The organism is Streptomyces glaucosporus (genome assembly GCF_039533345.1).
Taxonomy (GTDB): domain Bacteria; phylum Actinomycetota; class Actinomycetes; order Streptomycetales; family Streptomycetaceae; genus Streptomyces; species Streptomyces glaucosporus.
On record NZ_BAAATJ010000006.1, the window covers coordinates 88,777 to 106,475 of the forward strand.

Annotated in this window: 12 protein-coding genes; 6 read left to right on the top strand and 6 right to left on the bottom strand. The window is 72.0% G+C overall.

Annotation, left to right across the window (positions count from 1 at the left end):
- Positions 1 to 100: 100 nt before the first annotated feature.
- The 4 genes from ABD358_RS09520 to ABD358_RS09535 form a co-directional block, all read right to left on the bottom strand.
- Positions 101 to 1,720: a glycerol-3-phosphate dehydrogenase/oxidase gene (locus ABD358_RS09520; protein ID WP_344630452.1), complete on the bottom strand. Its 1,620-nt coding sequence runs from the start codon at positions 1,718 to 1,720 to the stop codon at positions 101 to 103.
- 5 nt (positions 1,721 to 1,725) lie between these two features.
- Complete coding sequence (glpK, locus tag ABD358_RS09525; protein ID WP_344630453.1) at positions 1,726 to 3,243, bottom strand: glycerol kinase GlpK; 1,518 nt, start codon at positions 3,241 to 3,243, stop codon at positions 1,726 to 1,728.
- A gap of 63 nt (positions 3,244 to 3,306) precedes the next feature.
- A complete protein-coding gene (locus ABD358_RS09530; RefSeq protein WP_344630454.1) occupies positions 3,307 to 4,092 on the bottom strand; it encodes an MIP/aquaporin family protein in 786 nt (261 codons plus the stop codon).
- Positions 4,093 to 4,535: 443 nt separating this feature from the next.
- A complete protein-coding gene (locus ABD358_RS09535; RefSeq protein WP_344630455.1) occupies positions 4,536 to 5,300 on the bottom strand; it encodes an IclR family transcriptional regulator in 765 nt (254 codons plus the stop codon).
- Between the two features lie 225 nt (positions 5,301 to 5,525).
- On the opposite strand from ABD358_RS09535, the gene metH reads away from it, so the two are divergent.
- The 4 genes from metH to ABD358_RS09555 all read left to right on the top strand — a co-directional run bounded on the left by metH (position 5,526) and on the right by ABD358_RS09555 (position 13,634).
- Positions 5,526 to 9,068 (top strand): methionine synthase, encoded by a 3,543-nt coding sequence (gene metH, locus ABD358_RS09540; protein ID WP_344630456.1) that lies wholly within the window; start codon positions 5,526 to 5,528, stop codon positions 9,066 to 9,068.
- A gap of 100 nt (positions 9,069 to 9,168) precedes the next feature.
- Complete coding sequence (locus ABD358_RS09545) at positions 9,169 to 9,969, top strand: HAD family hydrolase (protein ID WP_344630457.1); 801 nt, start codon at positions 9,169 to 9,171, stop codon at positions 9,967 to 9,969.
- A gap of 384 nt (positions 9,970 to 10,353) precedes the next feature.
- On the top strand, positions 10,354 to 11,949 hold the full coding sequence (locus ABD358_RS09550; protein ID WP_344630458.1) for an ABC transporter substrate-binding protein: 1,596 nt from the start codon (positions 10,354 to 10,356) through the stop codon (positions 11,947 to 11,949).
- A gap of 98 nt (positions 11,950 to 12,047) precedes the next feature.
- Positions 12,048 to 13,634: an ABC transporter substrate-binding protein gene (locus ABD358_RS09555; protein WP_344630459.1), complete on the top strand. Its 1,587-nt coding sequence runs from the start codon at positions 12,048 to 12,050 to the stop codon at positions 13,632 to 13,634.
- Between the two features lie 61 nt (positions 13,635 to 13,695).
- On the opposite strand, the gene ABD358_RS09560 is transcribed toward ABD358_RS09555, so the two are convergent.
- Positions 13,696 to 14,367 (bottom strand): response regulator, encoded by a 672-nt coding sequence (locus ABD358_RS09560; protein ID WP_344630460.1) that lies wholly within the window; start codon positions 14,365 to 14,367, stop codon positions 13,696 to 13,698.
- 47 nt (positions 14,368 to 14,414) lie between these two features.
- Complete coding sequence (locus ABD358_RS09565; RefSeq protein WP_344630461.1) at positions 14,415 to 15,329, bottom strand: RecB family exonuclease; 915 nt, start codon at positions 15,327 to 15,329, stop codon at positions 14,415 to 14,417.
- Between the two features lie 135 nt (positions 15,330 to 15,464).
- Between ABD358_RS09565 and ABD358_RS09570 the strand changes: the two genes are divergently transcribed.
- Complete coding sequence (locus ABD358_RS09570; protein ID WP_344630462.1) at positions 15,465 to 16,691, top strand: site-2 protease family protein; 1,227 nt, start codon at positions 15,465 to 15,467, stop codon at positions 16,689 to 16,691.
- A 76-nt stretch (positions 16,692 to 16,767) separates the two neighbouring features.
- Positions 16,768 to 17,667 carry a tRNA (adenine-N1)-methyltransferase gene (locus ABD358_RS09575; protein ID WP_344630463.1) on the top strand — a complete coding sequence of 300 codons (900 nt, stop codon included), beginning with the start codon at positions 16,768 to 16,770 and terminating at the stop codon, positions 17,665 to 17,667.
- Positions 17,668 to 17,699 lie beyond the last annotated feature (32 nt).

Below are 17,699 nucleotides of genomic sequence, written 5' to 3' on the forward strand. Positions count from 1 at the left end.
GGCGCCGCTCACGGGCGCGGGCCCGTACGGGCGGGGAGGCCGGTGCCGTACGGGCCCGCGGGACGCGGGGGACGCTGAGGACGCTGAGCGGGCGCGGGCGTCACCGCGGGCGCGCCGCCAGCACCTCCTCGACCCCGGCGCGGACCTCCTCGGTGTCCAGGCCGCGGACGGTGAGCGTGGTGCGGCGGCGCAGCACGTCGTCCGCCGTCGCCGCCCACTCGTGGTCCCGGGCGTAGACCACCTGGGCCCAGATCTCCGGGGCGTCCGGGTGGACGCGCTCGCCCAGCGCCGGGTCCTCGTGGACCAGGCGGGCGATGTCGAAGGCCAGCGCCCCGTAGTGGGTGGCCAGGTGCCGGGCGGTCGGCGGATCGAGCGGGACGCCCGGCGCGCGGTCCACCAGCAGCCGGTGGGCGACCGCGTCGGGGTTGGCCACCCCCGGCAGCGGCACCCGGCGCACCAGCTCGGAGACCGGCACGGCGTCCTCGGTGATCCCGGCGGCCGAGACGCCGGGCAGCTTCGCCAGCTTCCGCAGCACCGTGCGGCCGATGTGCCGGTAGGTGGTCCACTTGCCGCCCGCGACCGAGAGCATCCCGCCGCGGCCCTCGGTGACCACCGTCTCCCGTTTGGCGGACTCCACGCCGCCCGGGCCGCCGGGCAGCACCCGCAGGCCCGCGAAGGCGTACGTCATCAGGCCGCGGTCCAGGTGCTCGTCCCGCACCGAGAGCGCGGCCTCGTCCAGGATCTGCCGGATGTCGGCCTCGGTGACGGCGACGTCGGCCGGGTCGCCCTCGTACGCCTCGTCCGTGGTGCCCAGCAGCAGGTGGTCCTCCCAGGGGAGGGCGAAGGCGATGCGGTACCTGTCGACGGGCGTGGCCATGGCGGCCTTCCACGGCGCCTTGCGCCGCAGCACCAGGTGGGCGCCCTTGGAGAGCCGGACGCTGGGAGCCGCGCCCGCGTACTCCATCCGCCGCAGGCGGTCCACCCACGGGCCGGTGGCGTTGAGCACCAGGCGGGCGTCGACGCCGAACTCGGTGCCGTCCAGCCGGTCCCGCACCTCGGCGCCGGTGACCCGGCCGTGGGTGAAGCGCAGGCCCGTGACCTCGGCGTGGTTGAGGACCACGGCGCCGCTGTGCACGGCGGCCCGGACGGTCATCACCGCGACCCGGGAGTCGTTCATCTGGTGGTCGCCGTAGACCGCGACCGCCCTGAGGTTCTCGGTGCGCAGCGCGGGGTTGGCGGCGGCGGCCCTCGCGGGGGAGATCAGCCGCCCCACCCCGTCGCCGAAGGCCGACAGGGCCGAGTAGGCGAAGACGCCCGCGCCGAGCTTGGCCGCGCCGTGCGGGCCGCCCCGGTAGACCGGCAGGTAGAAGGTGAGCGGGTTGACCAGGTGCGGGGCCACGTCCCTGGCCAGCACCCGCCGCTCGTGGTGGTTCTCGGCGACCAGCCTCACCGCGCCGGTCTGCAGGTAGCGCAGACCGCCGTGGACGAGCTTGGAGGAGGCGGAGGAGGTGGCGCCGGCGAAGTCCCCGGCGTCCACCATCGCCACCCGCAGCCCCGCCTGCGCGGCGTGCCAGGCGACCGAGGTGCCCAGGATGCCGCCGCCCACGACCAGCAGGTCGAAGACGGCGCCCGACAGCACCTCCCTGGTCTCGGCGCGGCCCGGAGCGGGTCCGGGGGCCGGGCGCGTCCCGAGGGTGGGGACGCCTCGCAGGGTGTTCATGCGGTTCACTTCTCCTCTTCGATCCAGCCCATGGTCCGCTCCACGGCCTTGAGCCAGTTCTCGTACTCGCGTTCGCGGACGTCCGCCGCCATGCGGGGCGTCCACTCCGCCGCCCGCCGCCAGTTGGCGCGCAGCGCGTCGGTGTCGGGCCAGAACCCGACGGCCAGGCCGGCGGCGTAGGCGGCGCCCAGACAGGTGGTCTCGGCGACCATGGGCCGCACCACCGGGGCGTCCAGCACGTCCGAGATGCACTGCATCAGCAGGTTGTTGCTGGTCATGCCGCCGTCCACCTTCAGGGCGGTCAGCTCGACGCCGGAGTCCTTCGCCATCGCGTCGACGATCTCGCGGGTCTGCCAGGCCGTGGCCTCCAGCACCGCCCGGGCGATGTGCGCCTTGGTGACGTAGCGGGTCAGGCCCGCGATGACCCCGCGCGCGTCGGAACGCCAGTAGGGGGCGAACAGCCCGGAGAAGGCGGGGACGAAGTAGGCGCCGCCGTTGTCCTCGACCGAGCTCGCCAGCGTCTCGATCTCGGCGGCGCTGTTGATCAGCCCCATCTGGTCGCGCATCCACTGCACCAGCGAGCCGGTGACGGCTATCGAGCCCTCCAGCGCGTACACCGGGTCCTGGTCGCCGATGCGGTAGCCGACGGTGGTCAGCAGGCCGTTGTAGGAGTTGACGACCTGGGAGCCGGTGTTGAGCAGCAGGAAGGTCCCGGTGCCGTAGGTCGACTTGGCCTCGCCCGGCGAGAAGCAGGTCTGGCCGAACAGCGCGGCCTGCTGGTCGCCGAGCGCGGAGGCCACCGGCACGCCCTCCAGGACGCCCCGGGCCTCGCCGTAGACCTCGGAGGAGGAGCGGATCTCGGGCAGCATCGCCATGGGCACGCCGATGGAGTCGCAGATCCTCGGGTCCCAGTCCATGGTGCGCAGGTTCATCAGCAGGGTGCGGGAGGCGTTGGTGACGTCGGTGACGTGCACGCCGCCGTCGGTGCCTCCGGTGAGGTTCCAGATCAGCCAGGAGTCCATCGTGCCGAAGGCGATCTCGCCCGCCTCGGCGCGCTCGCGCAGTCCTTCGACGTGGTCCAGCAGCCAGCGGATCTTCGGGCCCGCGAAGTAGCTGGCCAGGGGCAGGCCGGTCTCGCGGCGGAAGCGGTCCTGTCCGACGTTGCGCCCCAGTTCGCGGCAGAGGGCGTCGGTTCGGGTGTCCTGCCAGACGATGGCGTTGTGGACCGGCTCGCCGGTGGTCCTGTCCCACAGCAGCGTCGTCTCGCGCTGGTTGGTGATGCCCAGGGCCCGGACGTCCTCGCGGGTGATGCCCGCCCGGTCGAGGGCCTCGGCGACCACCTCCCGGACGTTGGTCCAGATCTCGGCGGCGTCGTGCTCGACCCAGCCCGGCTCGGGGAAGATCTGCTCGTGCTCCTTCTGGCCGACGGAGACGATGCGGCCGTCCCGGTCGAAGACGATGCAGCGGCTGGAGGTCGTGCCCTGGTCGATGGCGGCGATGAACTCGCGGCGGGTGTCGCTCATGGTGGGTGCTCCAAGAGGGCGCGGGATCGCGGGTTTCTTCGGAAGGGGCGTCGGGGAGGGCGCTCAGGTGAACGCGAGGCGGTAGAGGCAGCCCGCGAGGACCCCGCCCAGCAGGGGGCCGGCCACCGGAACCCAGGCGTAGCCCCAGTCCGAGCCGCCCTTGTTCGGCAGCGGCAGCAGGGCGTGGACGATGCGCGGTCCCAGGTCGCGGGCCGGGTTGATGGCGTAGCCGGTGGGGCCGCCCAGCGACAGGCCGAGCCCGACGACCACGAGGGCGGTGACGAGCACGCCGGTGCCGGACAGGGCCAGCCCCTCGGTGAGGCCCTGGGTGAGGATCGCCAGGACCAGCACGGTGGTGGCGACGGTCTCGGTGGCCAGGTTCTGCACGGGGTGGCGGATCTCGGGCGCGGTGGAGAAGACGCCGAGCACCGGGCCGGGGGCGCCGGAGCGCCGCCCGCCGGCGGGGACCGGCTCCGCGCCGGGGCCGCCGGCGGTCTCGCGGTCGGTCAGGTGCGCCTGGAAGTGGCCGTAGTAGCAGACCCACACCAGGGCGGCGCCGGCCATGGCGCCGAGCATCTGGCCCGCCACGTAGAGGGGCACGTCGCCCCACTCGCCGCTCTGCACGGCGATGCCGACGGTGACGGCCGGGTTGAGGTGGGCCCCGGAGAGCCCCAGGGAGATGTAGGCGGCGGTGAGGACGGCGAAACCCCACCCGAAGGTGATGGCGACCCAGCCCGCGCCCACCGCCTTGGAGCGCTTGAGCGTGACGGCGGCGCACACGCCGCCGCCGAGCAGGATGAGGACGGCGGTGCCGATGGTCTCGCCCAGGAATATGTCGGAGCTGGACACCCGCGACTCCTTTGCTCGTGTCCGGGGAGCCGGATGGAGGATGTGGGGCAGGCGGACGGAGTTCCGTTCGGTGTTCGACATTGTCGACCGCCGAACGGCAGTTTTATGCGCGGCGAACATCCCGTCAAGGGCATGGACGGACGGAACAGAACCCGGGAACGGCCCCGCGCGGAAGAAGCAGAACGAACAACCCGAAAACACCCGCCCGCACAGCCCGCCCCGAGCCGGCCGAACACGACCCCGTGGACGGAAGCGGACCGGGGAACAGGCGGGAGAACAGGATAAAAGTGTGCCAAGCGAAAACAGGCGCCCCACCGAGGCGGTCGCGGGGACCCGCCGGAAAGGGAAAGCAGGGAAGGGGGAGCAGGGAAGGGAAAGCAGGGAAGGGGGAGCAGAGAAGGGGGGAGCCGGGAAGGGAAAGGCCCGGCGGGGGGCCCGCGGTCTCAGAAGCGGCTCGCGCCCAGGTCGCGCGAGACCGCCCGGGCGCAGTCCCGCACCGCGGCCACCAGGCGCGGCCGGATCGACCCGCCGACGCACACCCGCTCCACCGCGCCGGTGACCGCCACGGCGCCCACCGGCATCCGCCGGTGGTCGTGGATCGGGGCGGCGACGGAGGCCACGCCCTCCCAGGTCTCCTCCACGTCCGAGCCCCAGCCGCGGGCCCGGGTGAGCTCCAGGACCCCCTCGAACGCCTCCCGCCCGGTGACCGTGCGCGCCGTCAGGGCCTCGCGCTCGACGCCCATCGCCTCGCTGCGCGCCACCGGGTCGTACGCCGCCAGCACCTTTCCCAGGGCTGTGCTGTACAGCGGCTGCATCGCCCCCACCTCCAGCACCTGGCGGCTGTCGTCGGGACGGAAGACGTGGTGCACGATGAGCACGCCCCGCTGGTGGAGCACGCCCAGGTAGACGCTCTCGCCGCTGGACCGGGCCAGGTCGTCGGTCCATACCAGGGCCCGGGCCCGCAGCTCGTGCACGTCCAGGTAGCTGTTGCCCAGGCGCAGCAGCTCGGCGCCGAGCTGGTACTTGCACGAGACCGGGTCCTGCTCGACGAAGCCCTCCTGCTGGAGGGTGCGCAGCAGACCGTGGGCGGTGCCCTTGGCCAGCTCCAGGGCGGAGGCGATGTCGGACAGTCCCAGACGGCGCTCGCCCCCGGCCAGCAACCGCAGCACCGCCGCCGCCCGCTCCAGCGACTGGATCGTCCGGGCCATCGCGCACCTCTTCTCTGTTCGGTTCTCGCTCCGGCAGACCGGAAAAGGGATTCGGCGATGTCGAACGCTATCGGATCATGACGATGCCGTGGTAGCCGTCCGGCCCGCGGCCGTCCACTCCTCGGAACACCCCCTGGCCCCGGAGCGCCGGCGGATACCCTGACTGGGTGCGCTTCCGCACGGAAGACGCATAGCCGACAGCCGTCGCACCCCAGGGAGCCCTTCATGGCAGCCTCGCAGTCCCCGTCCGCCCCCCTGCCCCCGTCCGCCCCGGCGGGCCCGTCGAAGAACCCCCGTGCCGACGCCCTCCGCGAGGCGCTGGCCTCGCGGGTGGTGGTGGCCGACGGGGCGATGGGCACCATGCTGCAGGCCGCGGAGCCGTCCCTGGAGGACTTCCAGCAGCTGGAGGGCTGCAACGAGATCCTGAACGTCACCCGCCCGGACATCGTGGCCTCGGTGCACGAGGCGTACTTCGCGGTCGGGGTGGACTGCGTGGAGACCAACACCTTCGGCGCGAACCTGTCGGCGCTGGGGGAGTACGGGATCGCCGACCGGATCGTGGAGCTGTCCGAGGCCGGGGCGCGGATCGCGCGCGAGGTGGCGGACTCCTTCACCGCCTCCGACGGCCGGCCGCGGTGGGTGCTGGGCTCGATGGGGCCGGGCACCAAGCTGCCCACCCTGGGGCATGTGGAGTACGCCGCGCTGCGGGACGCCTACCGGCGCAACGCCGAGGGGCTGATCGCCGGCGGCGCGGACGCGCTGCTGATCGAGACCACCCAGGATCTGCTGCAGACCAAGGCCGCGGTGCTGGGCGCCCGCCGGGCGCTGGCGGAGGCCGGGCTGGAGCTGCCGGTGATCTGCTCGGTGACGGTGGAGACCACCGGCACCATGCTGCTGGGCAGCGAGATCGGCGCGGCGCTCACGGCGCTGGAGCCGCTGGGCATCGACATGATCGGCCTGAACTGCGCCACCGGCCCGGCCGAGATGAGCGAGCACCTGCGCTACCTGGCCCGGCACGCGAAGGTGCCGATCGCGTGCATGCCCAACGCCGGACTGCCGGAGCTGACAGCGGAGGGGGCCCACTACCCCCTCACCCCGGGCGAGCTGGCCGACGCGCAGGAGACGTTCGTGGCCGACTACGGGCTGTCCCTGGTGGGCGGCTGCTGCGGCACCACTCCCGAGCATCTGCGGCAGGTGGTGGAGCGGGTGCGGGACCTGGCCCCGGCGCGGCGGGAGGTGCGCCCGGAACCGGGGGCGGCGTCGCTGTACCAGGCGGTGCCGTTCCGGCAGGACACCGCGTACCTGGCGATCGGGGAGCGGACCAACGCCAACGGGTCGAAGAAGTTCCGCGAGGCCATGCTCGAGGGCCGCTGGGACGACTGCGTGGAGGTGGCGCGCGAGCAGATCCGCGAGGGCGCGCACCTGCTCGACCTGTGTGTGGACTACGTGGGCCGCGACGGCGTGGCGGACATGTCCGAGCTGGCCGGGCGGCTGGCGACGGCCTCCACGCTGCCGATCGTGCTGGACTCCACCGAGCCGGCGGTGATCGCGGCCGGGCTGGAGAAGCTGGGCGGCCGGGCGGTGATCAACTCGGTGAACTACGAGGACGGCGACGGTCCCGGCTCGCGGTTCGCGCGGATCACCGGGCTGGCCAGGGAGCACGGGGCGGCGCTGATCGCGCTGACCATCGACGAGGAGGGCCAGGCCCGGACCGCCGAGCGGAAGGTGGCGGTCGCCGAGCGGCTGATCGCCGACCTGACCGGGAACTGGGGCATCCGCGAGGAGGACATCCTCGTCGACTGCCTGACGTTCACCATCTGCACCGGCACCGAGGAGTCCCGCAAGGACGGGGTGGCGACCATCGAGGCGATCCGCGAGCTCAAGCGGCGCCACCCGGCGGTGCAGACCACGCTGGGGCTGTCCAACATCTCCTTCGGGCTGAACCCGGCCGCCCGCATGGTGCTCAACTCCGTCTTCCTGCACGAGTGCGTCAAGGCCGGGCTGGACTCGGCCATCGTGCACGCCGCGAAGATCCTGCCGATCGCCCGGATCCCCGAGGAGCAGGTCGAGGTGGCCCTGGACCTGATCTACGACCGGCGGCGGGAGGGCTACGACCCGCTGCAGCGGTTCCTGGCGCTGTTCGAGGGGGTGGACGCCAAGAGCGTGCGGGCCTCCCGGGCCGAGGAGCTGGCGGCGCTGCCGCTGGAGGAGCGGCTGCAGCGGCGGATCATCGACGGCGAGCGCAACGGGCTGGAGGCCGATCTGGACGAGGCGCTGGCGTCCCGTCCGGCGCTGGAGATCGTCAACGACACGCTGCTGGCCGGGATGAAGGTGGTCGGCGACCTGTTCGGCTCCGGACAGATGCAGCTGCCGTTCGTGCTCCAGTCCGCCGAGGTGATGAAGGCCGCGGTGGCCCATCTGGAGCCCCACATGGAGAAGGTCGAGGGGGAGGCGGGCAAGGGCACGATCGTGCTGGCCACCGTGCGCGGCGACGTCCACGACATCGGCAAGAACCTGGTGGACATCATCCTGTCCAACAACGGCTACACGGTGGTCAACCTCGGGATCAAGCAGCCGGTGTCGGCGATCGTGGAGGCCGCCGAGCAGCACGGCGCGGACGTGATCGGCATGTCCGGGCTGCTGGTGAAGTCCACGGTGGTCATGAGGGAGAACCTGGAGGAGCTCAACGCCCGCGGGCTGGCCGCGAAGTACCCGGTCATCCTCGGCGGCGCGGCGCTGACCCGCGCCTACGTCGAGCAGGACCTCCACGAGATCTACGACGGCGAGGTCCGCTACGCCCGCGACGCCTTCGAGGGGCTGCGGCTGATGGACGCGATGATGGCCGTCAAGCGGGGGGTGCCCGGGGCGAAGCTGCCCGAGCTGCGGCAGCGGCGGGTGCGGGCGGCCACCGTGGAGGTGGCCGAGCGCGCCGAGGAGGGCCCGGTCCGTTCGGACGTGGCGGTCGACAACCCCGTCCCCACCCCGCCGTTCTTCGGCAGCCGGGTGGTCAAGGGCGTTCCGCTCAAGGAGTACGCCTCCTGGCTGGACGAGGACGCGCTGTTCAAGGGCCAGTGGGGGCTGAAGCAGGCCCGCACCGGTGACGGGCCGAGCTACCGGGAGCTGGTCGAGACCGAGGGGCGCCCCAGGCTGCGGGGCTGGCTGGAGCGGCTCCACACCGAGAACCTCCTGGAGGCGGGGGTCGTCTACGGCTACTTCCCCTGCGTCTCCGAGGGCGACGACCTGGTGATCCTGGCCGAGGACGGCACCGAGCGCACCCGGTTCACCTTCCCCCGGCAGCGCCGCGGACGCCGGCTGTGCCTGGCGGACTTCTTCCGACCCGCCGACTCCGGTGAGACCGACGTGGTCGGGCTGCAGGTCGTCACGGTCGGCAACCGGATCTCCGAGGCCACGGCCGAGCTGTTCGCCGCCGACTCCTACCGCGACTACCTGGAGCTCCACGGCCTGTCGGTCCAGCTCGCCGAGGCCCTGGCGGAGTACTGGCACGCCCGGGTGCGCGCCGAGCTCGGCTTCGCCGGGCAGGACCCGGACGCGATCGAGGACATGTTCGCCCTGAAGTACCGGGGGGCCCGCTTCTCGCTGGGCTACGGGGCCTGTCCCGACCTGGAGGACCGGGCCAAGATCGCCGAGCTGCTCCGGCCCGAGCGGATCGGGGTGAAGCTGTCGGAGGAGTACCAGCTCCACCCCGAGCAGTCCACCGACGCCTTCGTCGTCCACCACCCCGAGGCCAAGTACTTCAACGCGCGGTAGCCGGCGGTCCGCCGTACACTGTTCTGTCCGGTAGAGGCCGGTTGCCCGATCCCGCGGGGGTCGGGCGACCGGCCTTCGCGCCCCTTGCAGGAGGTATCGGATGACCCGTCCCCGTTCCCGCACCGAGATGTCCCCCGCCCTCGACGGAGGGGCCGCCGAGCCCGCCTTCGACGGAGGGGTGTCCCTTCCCGTCCTCGGCAGGCGGGCCCCCTCTCCGGGCGTCGCCCACGCGGCTCCCGCGGCCACGGGTCTCCAGGCCGTCCTGCTGGACATGGACGGCACTCTGGTGGACACCGAGGGCTTCTGGTGGGAGACCGAGGTGGAGGTGTTCGCCGAGCTGGGGTACGAGCTGGCGGAGGAGCACCGGGAGGTGGTGGTCGGCGGGCCGATGAGCCGGAGCGCCACCTACCTCATTCAGGCCACCGGGGCGGACATCTCGCTGGCGGACTTGACAGTCCTGCTGAACAGCAGGTTCATCGAGCGCATCGGGCGGGGTGTCTCCCTGATGCCCGGCGCCCGGCGGCTGCTGACGGAACTGGTCGCGCACGGGGTGCCCGCGGCGCTGGTGTCGGCCTCGCACCGCAGGGTGATGGAGCGGATGCTGGTCTCCCTGGGGCCGGAGCACTTCGCCCTCACCGTGGCGGGGGACGAGGTGGAGCGCACCAAGCCGTACCCGGACCCGTACCTGCTGGCGGCCTCCCGGCTCGGGGCGGACCCGGCGTGCTGTGTCGTGGTGGAGGACACCGCGACGGGTGTGGCGGCGGGGGAGGCGGCCGGCTGCCCGGTGGTGGCGGTGCCGTCGGTGACGTGCATCGAACCGGCGGAGAAGCGGACCGTCGTGACGTCTCTGGAAGAAGTGGACCTGCCTTTTCTGCGCTCTCTGATCACGCCCGTACACTGAGAGTGCGCCGTTCGCCGCGCGGCGAATACACGGAAAACTGTGGGCATTGGCGCGCTTATTTTCCGTGACTAATGCGGTGGCCGAATTCTCGCTTTTCGTCTGCCAGTTGAGGGCGTGACATTCGTCACGTCGGTGCGGCCCGGTGGGTGAATCCCGCTGTGGCCGCGGGTCGTCTTCGCCCTTTTTCGGGGCGTCCATGTGTCCCGGTTGGTGCCCGCTCGCGCCGATCGCTCCGGCGTCCGTTTATCGGATGATGCTTGCCCGTTATCGGGACGTGATATTTCCTTGCCGCCGACCCGGACGGGAGGCATGTGCCTCGGCTACTAATGTCTGTGCCCCGGCCATACATTCCGCAACAACGGCCGGACGAGGAGACCGTCACCGATGAACCGTAAGTTGTTGGTACTGCCCGCCGTGGTGGGACTGCTCGCTCCGGCTCTCGTCGCGTGCGGCGACGAGAGCGGGGGCGAAAACGGCGGAACGATCGTTGTCGGTACCACCGACCGGATCGAGGCGACGGCGGACGCGCCCGCTCCGCTCGACCCGGCGGCCGTCTACGACGTCACCACCTGGAATGTCTTCCGCAACACCTTCCAGACCCTCATGCGGCTGCCCCGGGCGGGCACCCAGCCGGAGGAGGAGGCCGCCGAGAAGTGCGGCTTCACCGACCAGCGCAGCGAGCAGTACCGCTGCACCCTCCGCAAGGGCCTGAAGTTCTCCAACGGCAACGCACTGACCGCGGAGGACGTCGTCTTCTCCATCGAGCGCATGATCGGCATCGCCGACCCCGGCGGCCCGGCGTCGCTGCTGGACACCCTCGACCGCGTCGAGGCCCCCTCCGAGCACGAGGTGGTCTTCCACCTCAAGCAGCCCGACGCGACCTTCCCCCACAAGCTCGCCACCCCGGCGACGGCGATCGTGGACAGCGAGGTCTACCCGGCCGACAAGGTCCTCGAGGGCTACGAGATCACCGGTTCCGGTCCCTACGTCCTGGAGTCCTTCGACGCCGAGAGCGGCAGGGCGGTCCTCGCCCGCAACGAGCAGTACCAGGGCGACCTGGAACTGAACAACGACAAGGTCGAGCTGCGTTTCTTCGACGACTCCGAGGCCATGGAGAAGGCCATGGTCGACGGCGAGGTCGACGTGATGAACCGGAGCCTGTCGCCCGAGCAGATCCAGCGGCTGACCGGCGAGGAGGGCGACGGCATCGAGGTCTTCGAGATGTCCGGCCAGGAGATCCGCTACCTCGCCTTCGCCACCGACGACAAGACCGTCGGCCGCAAGGCCGTGCGCCAGGCCATCGCCCAGGTGGTGGACCGCGGCGAACTGGTCCGCGACGTGTACGACCGGACCGCCGAGCCGCTGTACTCCATCGTCCCCAGCGGGCTGACCGGCCACCGCAACTCCTTCTTCAACACCTACGGCGAGCCGGACGTCGAGGCCGCCCGCGACATCCTGGAGAGCGCCGGCGTCGAGACCCCGGTCCGCGTCCGGCTCACCTACACCACCGACCACTACGGTCCGGCCACGGAGAAGGAGTTCACGACGCTCGCCAGGCAGCTCAACGACTCGGGGCTGTTCAAGGCGACCGCCGAGGGCGTGCCGTGGAAGACGTACCTTCCCACCGCCAGGAAGCAGCAGTACGAGATCTACGGCATGGGCTGGTTCCCGGACTTCCCGGACCCGGACAACTTCATCGCCCCGTTCTTCGGCAAGGACAACTTCCTGGGCTCCCGGTACGCCAACAACGAGATCCGCAACCAGCTCATCCCGCGGACCCGGGTGAAGGAGGAGCGGGACGGGGCCGTCGAGGACTTCGTCCGCGCCCAGGACATCGTCGCCGACGAGGTGCCCGTGCTGCCGCTGTGGCAGGGCAAGCAGTACGTCGCCGCCCGCGAGGGCGTCACGGGAGTGGAGTGGGCGCTCAACTCCTCCTCGGTGCTCCAGCTGTGGGAGCTGGGCCGGGGCACGCAAGGCTGAACGGAGCGGAACCGCGCCGCCCCCGAGGGGCGGCGCGGTTCCGCGGAACGGGGGCGCAAGGGCAGATACCCGGACAGAGACGGATCGAGGACGGATACGTGAGGAAAAGGCGTGGGCGGACGCTTGCGGCAGGTACGGCCCTGATCGCCGTCCTGCTCACCGGATGCGGTGAGCAGGACGCGGCGAGTGCCGGGGTGGGCGAGCGGATCGTGATGGGGATGACCGACGAGGTCCTGGCCACCGATCCCGCCTCCGGTTACGACCCCGGTTCGTGGCTGGTCTTCAACAACGTCTTCCAGTCGCTGCTCGCCTTCCCCCGGGGCGGGACCTCCCCGCAGCCCGAGGCCGCGGAGAAGTGCGAGTTCACCGACGGCGAGAGCCGGGTCTTCCGGTGCACGCTCAAGGACGGGCTGAAGTTCACCAACGGCAATCCGCTCACCTCCGAGGACGTGAAGTTCTCCTTCGAGCGGACGCTGCGCATCAACGACCCCAACGGGCCGGCCGTGCTGCTGTCGACCATCGAGAAGATCGAGGTGCCGGACGACCGGACCGTCGTCTTCCGTCTCGACCGGCCGGACGCCACCTTCCCGCAGAAGATCGCCTCCGGCGCGGGGTCCATCGTCGACCACCGCGCGTACCCGGCCGACAAGCTGCGCACCGACGGCAAGGCCGTCGGCTCGGGCGTCTACAAGCTGGACTCCTTCGGCGAGAAGGAGGCCGTCTTCTCCGTCAACCCGGACTACACCGGGCCCGCCGAGGTCAAGAACTCCGGAATGACCATGCGGCTCTTCCACGGCGACCAGAAGGCGCTGAAGGAGGCCGTGCAGAGCGGCGAGGTGGACCTCGCCTACCGCGGACTGGCCACGGACGACATCGCGGACCTGGAGACGTCGTCCGAGGACACCGGGATCGAGGTCGTCGACGGCTCCAGCGCCGAGGTGCACCACCTGGTGTTCAACACGGACCACCCGGTCACCGGCAAGAAGGGCGTCCGCCAGGCCATCGCCTACCTGCTGGACCGCTCCGCGCTGGTCCGCGACGTCTACCGGCGCACCGCCGAGCCGCTGTACTCCATCGTCCCCGCCGGGATCACCGGCCACAACACCGCCTTCTTCGACACCTACGGCGACCGGCCGCAGCCGGACAAGGCCAGGGACGCCCTGCGGGCCGAGGGCATCAAGGACAAGGTCGAACTGACCCTGTGGGCCACCCCGGTGCGCTACGGACCCGACACCGTCCGGGAGTTCAGGGAGATCGCCCGGCAGCTCAACGCCAGCGGCCTGTTCCGGGCCACGGTCAGGAGCGTCGAGCTGGAGCAGTACGAGAAGGACATCGACGCGGGGAAGTACGGCGTGTACGTCAAGGGCTGGGTGCCCGACTACCCCGACGCCGACAACTTCACCGCGCCGTTCTTCGGCGAGGACAACGTGCTGCGCAACGGCTACGACGCCGGCCGGATCACCTCCGAGCTGCTGCCGCGCACCGCCTCGACGAGCGACCGCGCCGCCACCGTCGAGGACTTCGGCGCCATCCAGGACATCGTCGCCCGGGACCTGCCGATCCTGCCCGTCTGGCAGGGCAAGCAGTACGCCGTGGCGCGCGAGGACGTCTCCGGGCTGGAGTGGACGCTGGACGCCTCCACCGTCTTCCGCTTCTGGGAGATCGGCAAGGGCGCCGGGGACTGACGGCAGGAACCGGCGGGGGTCCGGGCGGGGCGGGGCGGCGGAAGGCCGCCCCGCCCCGCCTTCACCGGTCGCCGGGGCGGACCAGTCCGCTCTCGTACGCGTACACCGCCGCCTGCACCCGGTCGCGCAGGCCCAGCTTGGTCAGCACATGCCCCACGTGGGTCTTCACCGTCGTCTCGCTGACGAAGAGTTCCGCGGCGATCTCGGCGTTCGACAGCCCGCGCGCCACCAGCTTGAGGACCTCCACTTCGCGCTCGGTGAGGGTGTGGAGGCTGTCCGGAACCCGCTCCTCGCCCGAGGGCAGCTTCCCGGCGTACTTGTCGAGCAGCTTGCGGGTGATGCTGGGCGCGAGCATCGCCTCGCCCGCGGCCACCACCCGGATCGCCTGCACCAGCTCTGCGGCCGGGGCGTCCTTGAGGAGGAAGCCGCTGGCGCCCGCGCGCAGCGCCTCCACCACGTACTCGTCCAGGTCGAAGGTGGTGAGCACCAGCACCCTGGCGGCGCCGTCCTTGGCCGGGCCGGTGATCCGGCGGGTGGCCTCCACCCCGTCCATGCGGGGCATCCGGATGTCCATCAGCACCACGTCCGGCTGGAGCGCCCGTACCTGGTCCAGTGCCTGCTGGCCGTCCCCGGCCTCACCCACCACGGCGATGTCGCCCTCGGCCTCCAGGATCATCCGGAAACCGGTGCGCAGCAGTGGCTGGTCGTCGACCAGCAGGACGCGGATTGCCACGGAAACTCCTCACGGGGCCTGGGGCTCGGGACGGACCCCATTCTCGCCTAAGAGGCCGCGCCGCCCCCGTCCGGGAGGCCGTCGGGCAGCCGGGGCTGGACCACCAGCGGATACGGCGGGGGGGTGCCCCCGAACTCCGGGCACAGCGACCGGTGCGCGCACCAGCCGCACAGCGGCCCGGGCCTGGGCCGCCAGTCGCCGGTCTCGGTCGCCCGCCGGATCGCGTCCCACAGGGCCAGCAGCTTGCGCTCCACACCGCGCAGGTCGGCCTCGTCCGGGTCGTAGCTGAGCACGTCCCCGCTGCCCAGGTAGACCAGTTGCAGCCGGCGCGGCACCGTGCCGCGCAGCCGCCACAGCACCAGGGCGTAGAACTTCATCTGGAACAGCGCGTCCGCCGCGTACTCGGGACGGGGGGCCTTGCCGGTCTTGTAGTCGACGATCCGCACCTCGCCGGTGGGCGCCACGTCCACCCGGTCGATGATGCCGCGCAGCCGCAGCCCCGACTCCAGCCGCGCCTCCACGAACAGCTCGCGCTCGGCGGGTTCCAGCCGGGCCGGGTCCTCCAGGGAGAACCACCGCTCGACCAACTCCTCCGCCTGGGCCAGCCACCGCGCCAGTTCGGCGCCGTCGGCGGCTCCCTCGCCGCCGTCCTCGCCGTCCCCGGTGAACAGCTCGGCCAGCTCCGGGCGTTTGGCCAGCAGCCGCTCCCACTCCCGGACCACCATCGACCTCGCCCGCCGCACGCTGCGCTCGGCCGCGGGGGAGTCGAAGAGCCGCTCCAGCACCGCGTGGACCACCGTTCCCCGGGTGGCGGCGGGCGTCGGCTTCTCGGGGATCTTGTCGATCACCCGGAAGCGGTACAGCAGCGGGCACTGCATGAAGTCGGCGGCACGCGACGGTGACAGGGAGTTGGGCGGCGACGCCGGAGAGGGCGCCTTGCCGGATGCCGATCGGGAGACCATGGTGAAGACCCTACGGCCCGGTACCGACACACTGCCGCTTACCATCGATGGCGTACCCCTTCGCACCTCCCCCGCGCCGCACGACCGCGGGGGCGCCACCGGCGGGTGCGAGGGCACTTTCTACGAGGGGAACCCGTGGCGGACACGGACAACAACGGGCGGCGGGAGCCCGGCTCCGGCAAACCGGCGAGGAACGGGCCGGGTCGCCCGCGGGAGAGCGGCGGCGGCATCCTGATGGGCCGCCCCTTCGGCGTACCCGTCTACGTGGCGCCGAGCTGGTTCGTCATCGCGGCCCTGATCACCTGGGTCTTCGGCGGCCAGCTGGAGCGCGTGCTGCCGGAGCTGGGCGCGGCCCGCTACCTGGTCTCCCTGTTCTTCGCGGTCGCCTTCTACGCCTCCGTCCTGGTCCACGAGCTGGCGCACACCGTGGCCGCGCTCCGTTTCAAGCTCCCCGTGCGCCGTATCCAGCTGCAGTTCTTCGGCGGGGTGTCGGAGATCGAGAAGGAGACCGAGACGCCGGGCCGGGAGTTCGTCCTGGCGTTCGTCGGGCCGCTGCTCTCCCTGCTCCTGTCGGGCGTGTTCTACCTGGGCCTGCTCGTGGTGGAGCACGGCACGGTGCCCGCCGTGCTGCTCGCCGGGCTGATGGTCTCCAACCTCATCGTCGCGGTCTTCAACCTCCTGCCCGGCCTGCCCCTGGACGGCGGCCGGATGCTGCGCGCGGTGATCTGGAAGATCAGCGGCAGGGCCATGACCGGCACCGTCGCCGCCGCCTGGACCGGGCGGGCGCTCGCCGTCGCCGTCCTCGTCGGGATGCCGCTGCTCGGCTACGCCGGGGGCTACGCCGACGAGGGGTTCGGCAGCCAGGAGTCGCTCATCGACGCCCTGCTCGCCGCGATCCTCGCCGCGATCATCTGGACCGGCGCCGGCAACAGCCTGCGGATGGCCCGGCTGCGCGAGCGCCTGCCCGAGCTGAGCGCCCGGGCCCTCACCCGCCGGGCCGTCCCCGTCGCCTCCGACACCCCCCTGTCGGAGGGGCTGCGCCGCGCCAACGAGGCCGGGGCCCGCGCGCTGGTGGTCGTGGACGGCCAGGGCGACCCGGTCGCCATCGTGCGCGAGGCGGCCATCGTCGGCGTGCCCGAGCACCGCCGCCCCTGGGTCGCGGTGAGCACCCTCGCCCAGGACATCACCGACGGCATGCGGGTGTGGGCCGAGCTGGCGGGGGAGGAGCTCCTGGAGTACCTGAGGGCCACCCCGGCCACGGAGTACCTGGTGGTGGAGGAGACGGGCGAGATCTACGGCGTGCTCTCCGCCGCCGACGTGGAGCGGGCCTTCGTGGCGGCCATGGCCAAGCCCGCCTCCTGAGGCCGCGACCCCCGGAGCGCGGGGCCGAGGGGGCCTCGATTACGGACCGGGGCCCGGCTCGACTAGGCTTGCCCCCATGTCCGAACCGACCGGTGCCGCCCGCCGTCGCGGGCCCTTCCAGGTCGGGGACCAGGTCCAGCTCACCGACCCCAAGGGACGCCACTACACCTTCACGCTCGAGGAAGGGAAGAGCTTCCACACCCACAAGGGAGCCTTCCCCCACGACGAGCTGATCGGTGCTCCCGAGGGCACGGTCGTCCGTACCACGGGTAACGTCGCCTACCTCGCGCTGCGCCCCCTGCTCCCCGACTACGTCCTGTCCATGCCGCGCGGCGCGGCCGTCGTCTATCCCAAGGACGCGGGGCAGATCCTGGCGATGGCCGACATCTTCCCCGGCGCGCGCGTCGTCGAGGCGGGCGTCGGCTCCGGCTCACTGAGCACCTTCCTGCTGCGCGCCGTCGGCGACCAGGGCATGCTGCACTCCTACGAGCGCCGCGCCGACTTCGCCGACATCGCCAGGCAGAACGTCGAGCGCTACTTCGGCGGCCCCCACCCCGCCTGGCGGCTCACCGTCGGCGACCTCCAGGACAACCTGTCGGACACCGACGTCGACCGGGTCATCCTGGACATGCTCGCCCCCTGGGAGTGCCTGGACGCGGTCTCCAAGGCGCTCGTGCCCGGCGGCATCCTGTGCGCCTACGTCGCCACCACCACCCAGCTCGCCCGCACGGTGGAGTCGATCCGCGAGCACGGCACCTTCAACGAGCCGACGGCCTGGGAGAACCTGCTCCGCACCTGGCACGTCGAGGGACTGGCCGTCCGCCCCGACCACCGCATGGTCGGGCACACCGGGTTCCTGCTCACCGCCCGCCGCCTCGCCGACGGCGTCGAGCCCCCGATGCGCCGCCGCCGCCCCGCCAAGGGCGCCTACGGCGAGGACTACACCGGACCGGGCGGCGGCTCGGGCCGGAGCTGATCGGGCGGCACGGCGGCTCGCCGCCGCCGTGC